This is a genomic window from Microcystis sp. M53603_WE2 (assembly GCF_030065435.1).
The window spans coordinates 1-5531 of the sequence record NZ_JASJFF010000886.1; the positions used below are offsets into that span (position 1 = coordinate 1).

Here is a 5531-nt window from a genome sequence, read left to right on the forward strand (position 1 = left end):
ATGGGAGTGATCAGGGGGAAATTCAGGTACTTTTTCCCTGAAAATTAGGTAATTGACCCCCTCAAAATCGGTAAAACCCCACACCCCACACCCTACACCCTACACCCTGCTTCTAGGAAAAACTTTTTCAGCAGACCCTAGTTAAAGACACGATAAATTGATTCAAGTCAAGCCCATGCCACTAACTCTTAATTTAACATCAGAAATCGAACAATATCTCAGCCAAAAAGCGAGGGAGAAAGGTCTTTCTCTAGAAGCTTATGTCCTCAAGCTACTTAAGGATACTATTTTAGAACAAGAAAAACAGACCAAACTGGTTAATTTACTTCAATCTTGGATTGATGAAGAAGATGAACAGGAACAACAAGAAACCGGTGAATATTTAATCGAAGCACTTGACCAAGATCGCTTATCTGAGCGTCCTTTATTTCTGGCTCACTTAAAGGGAGTAACTTGGTGAATAGAGTAGTTTTATTAGATACGGGAATTATCGGTTTAATTACTAATCCTAAGCGAGCGCCTGAAAGTCTAGCTTGTAATTGTTGGCTACAAACCCTAATTAAAGCAGCTATTAGGGTTATTCTTCCAGAAATTGCTGATTATGAGGTGCGTCGAGAGTTGTTACGCACTAACAAGATTAAAGGAATTAAGCGACTGGATGAGTTAGCATGGGTTACGCTACCGCTAACCCATCCTACAAATAATTGTGCGTCCCTACTTATGACAAAATATCGATCGGGAGAAACTTTAACCCTTTTTTTGACTATCTCTGGTAATTAAATAATCATTGTTAAGTAGCTGGTTATAATTAAATTAAAAATGGATTTTAGGTTCGATCCCCCCTCAGTCCTAGAGTTGATTCATAGTAGGGTTGATTCATGAATCAACCCTACCCTTAGTCCCCCTTGATAAGGGTGGTGTCTGATAATTTTTAACGCCTACCTACTTATCTCCCATTAACCTGAAGAGGAATTATCTAAAATCCTTATTCATCCCCTAAATAAGCTTCAATCACCGCGCGATTCTCCCTGACTGTAGCTGGATCTCCCAAAGCGATTAACTTACCGAAATCTAACACGGCAATGCGATCGCATAATCCCATCACTAAAGGCACATGATGTTCGATTAACAGGACGGTTAGAGCTAAATTATCGCGAATTTGTCGAATTAGCTGACTTAATGACCCCTTTTCGCTGGGATTCATCCCGGCTGCTGGTTCATCCAGGAGTAATAACTGGGGTTGCAAAGCTAAAGCGCGGGCAATTTCCAAGCGTCTTTGATCACCATAGGCTAAATTACGGGCTTTTCGATTGCTTTGGTCGGTTAGTCCGACTAAATCTAATAATTCCCCCGCTCTTTTATAGGTTTTTTCCTCCTCCCTTCTCGAAGCTGGTAAACCCAAAATTCCTGTCCAGAGATTGGAGCTATTATGAATGTGACCAGCGATCGCAACATTTTCTAAAGCCGATAATTCACCAAATAAGCGCAAATTCTGGAAAGTACGGGCAATTCCTGCCTTAGCGATCTGGTGAGGACGATAATTCGCCAAACTGTCGCCTTGATAAATTAAATCACCACTCGATAGGGGAATTAAACCGGTGATCAGATTAAATAAAGTCGTTTTTCCCGCCCCATTCGGTCCAATTAAGCCAAAAATCTCGTTTTTTTGTACCTGAAAGCCAACGCCATCCACAGCGACTAATCCCCCAAATCGACGGGTGGCTCCCCGCACTTCTAATAAATTTGCTTGCATCCTTGTTAATAGATTAAATTAGTCGATTTTACTCGATCAAGACGATTGGAAGTAAAGATTTATCGGGCAATTATTTTGATTAGGAAATATTTTACACAATCCCCACCAGATAAGCAAGACGGCTGACCACTACCAGCGAATCACTACCGATAACGAAAAACTGCCATAATTGCAGCAATGTCCTCATCTAGCCAAAAGGCGATCGCTATTGATGAAAAATGACGCTAAAATTATCGATCTCGTCATCCGGCTGTTTTTTCTCGGCCTGTTGTTATTTGCCGGTTTTACCCTACTGCGTCCCTTCCTAACCATGATCCTCTGGGGAGCAATTCTAGCGATCGCTTGGTATCCGCTCTTTCTCTGGTTAAAAAAGTTACTCGCGGGCCGGGCGAAACTGGCCACAGTTCTCCTCACCCTACTTTGTCTAGGGATTATTATCGGTCCGGTGAGTGGTATTGCAGCGGTTCTGGCCGGTAATCTGCGAACGCTGGCGGAATATATCGATACTGGTGCGGCGGTGATTCCCCCTCCCCCCGACGATCTGGCCACCTGGCCGCTGATTGGCGAAAGGATTGCCGGTCTCTGGCAGCAGGCATCGGATAACACGGGTCAATTTCTTCAACGCTTCGAGCCACAATTAAAAGAACTGGGCAAAATATCCCTTTCTCTGGCCACCAGTACTGGTCTGACGGTGCTGAAATTTATCGCCTCGATTCTGATTGCGGCAGCCCTCACCCTCTCGGCTAAAAATCTGACTCGCCCGATGAACCGGTTAGCGGAAAAGATCGCCCCGGGTAGAGGCATCGCGCTGGCCAGTCTAACCGCCTCCACCGTCCGCAATGTTAGCCGTGGTGTTATTGGCGTTGCTATTATCCAGAGTCTTTTGATCGGCATCGGTTTAGTGACGGTGGGAACCCCTGCAGCCGGTTTATTAACTTTCCTCACCCTAATTTTGGGCATTCTCCAAATTGGCCCTGGTTTGATTGTCTTGGGGGCGCTCATTCACGCTTGGGTAACACTACCCCATTCCATCGCCCTCTTGTTTACCATCTGGATGATTCCCGCCACCTTGGTGGATAATTTCCTCAAACCGATCTTAATGGGGCGCGGTCTGCCCATTCCCATGGTGGTGATTCTGCTAGGGGTGTTCGGGGGAGTGATCGCCTACGGGATTATTGGTTTGTTCGTCGGACCGGTTCTGCTCGGTCTCTGCTACGAGTTAGTTAGGGCTTGGATTGGCGAGGATAGCCCCGAATCGGTGGCCAATAGCCATGATCAGCCAATCTAAGGGCGGATAGAGCTAATTTTTACCTTAATCTTTCCAGGAAACTTAGGAAAAAAAGATTAATTTAGCCACGGTTCCGGTTAAGCAGATTGAGGTAAAAGTAGGCTCATCTAAAGGTAAGATTTCTTCAGTTGGTGACAGCAAGCAATCAAACCGCAGAAACCAGACTGAAGTGAGGAGAAGGTTTGATTTAAGCAATAGGTATTGATTTGAATGTGGCGGCTGATTTATTGTAAGAAGATAAAGGTGTATATTTGGCTGGCAATTAATAGAAAAATAAATAAAATTACTGATTTATATTTAAAAAATATAAATCGCAAATCAGTTAAAAAACTATAAAAAATTTTACCAGTTATTAAACAAAAAATTACTTTTTATCTCCAAATATTACCCATTTATTGTCTCTGATAAACCTGGTATATTTATTAGTGCTTATTATTTATACAAGTCTTGCTAGGCAAGGTTTTAAAGACTATATTTTAGAAAATTATTTCTATTCTTCTCCCTTACACACAGAAACAATAAGAGGCGATTTATCCACTTAATTATCTTTTCTATAATTGGGCTACAGTTTTTGGAAAATAGTCTTAGTATTTACTCTGTTGATTGAGAAACCCTGACCTAGTAAGCTAGGACGCATTTACGCAACGAATTTTAACTGCGCCTCAAGGAGTAATTTAAATGCACAGGCAGCTTAATACTTTCACGTTTTTTCATTCTCAATAATGCTTTTCTTATTGCTGTGACTCATCAGGCTATTGGATAAATTTAAGAAAAAATTTATTTTTTTGTTAAACTTGTCTATTTATAATCATAAATAGATGAGAGATTTAGCCCCAGGGCAGAAAAGTTGGGCTTGTCTTTTTCCCTAACCATAAACAGAAAGAATTCAACAAACTTAAGTAATTAACCGATTAATTTTCGGACAATTAGGTAGGTAAAGTCATGAAGACAACACAAGTAAGTTCCAATTTATCTAGTACAAATATGCCATCTCCAGCAGATTCTTTGAGTTTTGATGGAGCCTCCCCAATCACCTTTGATTTAACAGGTTCCGACGATTTAACTGTATCGAAGGAAACTTCTCCCTTAGGAGTCCTGAACTCTGACCCCTCCCCATCTACAGTCTCCTCTGAGGCCCCCACGGTTCCAGTCTCCCCTACTGCTACGGGTCAAGTGGTCTTTCCCGCTATCCAAACCCTTCCCTCTCCATTGAAGACAGAGGGGAAGCTATTACAGAATACTGGGGAAAGCGTTGACGACCCTTTTCACGATACGGGTATGACGAAGACAGGAAGTAGCGCTCTGGGGGAAATGCTAACGTCCTCCAAGGTGGGGGGATTTTTGCCGAAAGCTTCTCTTTTTCTAGATCCCAATCCCAGTCGTTTTCGGGTTGGATTACCGACCAATTTCCTGACATCAACGGGACAAGTTAATTTTCCTACAAGCAATACTGTTATCAATGTTAATTACACAGGATTTACCCCAGCAGCGCAAACGGCCTTTCAGTTTGCCGTAGATATTTGGGAGAGTTTACTGGATTCCTCTGTACCGATTAATGTCAATGCTTCCTTTGCTAATTTAGGTTCTGGTATTCTGGGGCAGGCTGGGCCAGAGGACTTTTTCATAAATTTTTCTGGAGCACCTCAAACGAATACCTGGTATCCTATTGCACTAGCAAATTCCTTGGCAGGACAAGATTTAGATCCGACAGCAAGTGATATTGGATCCCAGTTCAACAGTAACTTTAACTGGTATTACGGGTTAGACAATAATGTACCCACCAATCAAATTAGTTTTGTCAGTGTTGTTCTGCATGAACTAGGTCATGGTTTAGGTTTCTTGGGTTTGATGGACAATCAATCTGGCGTAGGCTCGTGGGGATTCGGCACAGGGTTTCCAGGAATTTATGATCGTTTTACCGAGAATGGTTCTGGACAAAGTTTGTTGAATACGTCCCTATTTCCCAATCCTTCTACTGCTTTGGGCAGTCAGCTTACCAGTAACAACATTTTCTTTGATGGGTCTAATGCCAATGCTGCTAATGGCGGAAACCGAGTTAAGCTCTACGCCCCAAGCACTTGGAGTGGTGGATCAAGTTACGCTCACTTGGATGAAGTATTTAACAATACTCCCAACGCTCTCATGACCTATTCTATTGGTTCTGGGGAAAGTATCCTTAACCCTGGCCCTGTAACCTTGGGGTTGTTTAAAGACATGGGATGGAAGTTAGCGGGGTCTAGCACGAATCCCACCTTGGCGATCGCGGCGACCAATGCCAACCAAACGGAAGGGAATAGTGGCAGCAAAGCCTTTACCTTTACCGTTACTCGTGCAGTTAATACCACAGGAGCCAATAACGTCAACTGGGCAGTAACAGGCTCAGGAACCAGTGCAGCTAATGCCACTGATTTTGTGGGGGGAGTCTTACCCTCAGGAACCGTCAGTTTTGCGGCGGGAGAAACCTCGAAAGTGATTACCGTTAATGTTCAA

General features: G+C 43.1%; 4 protein-coding genes and 1 pseudogene. 4 read left to right on the forward strand and 1 reads right to left on the reverse strand.

Annotated features, from left to right (window positions below; all coding sequences use genetic code 11):
- The first annotated feature begins 175 nt into the window (after positions 1-175).
- Positions 176-460, forward strand: a complete 285-nt coding sequence (locus PX481_RS18830; protein ID WP_002760094.1) for a hypothetical protein — start codon at positions 176-178, stop codon at positions 458-460.
- Complete coding sequence (locus PX481_RS18835) at positions 457-780, forward strand: hypothetical protein (RefSeq protein ID WP_002760093.1); 324 nt, start codon at positions 457-459, stop codon at positions 778-780. The genes PX481_RS18830 and PX481_RS18835 overlap by 4 nt, the downstream gene beginning before the upstream one ends.
- A gap of 205 nt (positions 781-985) precedes the next feature.
- Here PX481_RS18835 and PX481_RS18840 read toward each other — a convergent pair whose 3' ends face one another.
- Positions 986-1753: an ABC transporter ATP-binding protein gene (locus PX481_RS18840; protein WP_288024588.1), complete on the reverse strand. Its 768-nt coding sequence runs from the start codon at positions 1751-1753 to the stop codon at positions 986-988.
- Positions 1754-1964: 211 nt separating this feature from the next.
- Here PX481_RS18840 and PX481_RS18845 point away from each other — a divergent pair, with 211 nt between their 5' ends.
- Together PX481_RS18845 and PX481_RS18850 are read left to right on the forward strand one after the other, a co-directional pair.
- A complete protein-coding gene (locus tag PX481_RS18845; RefSeq protein WP_288095425.1) occupies positions 1965-3041 on the forward strand; it encodes an AI-2E family transporter in 1077 nt (358 codons plus the stop codon).
- A 942-nt stretch (positions 3042-3983) separates the two neighbouring features.
- Positions 3984-5531, forward strand: a pseudogene (locus PX481_RS18850) (hypothetical protein); the annotation flags it as partial.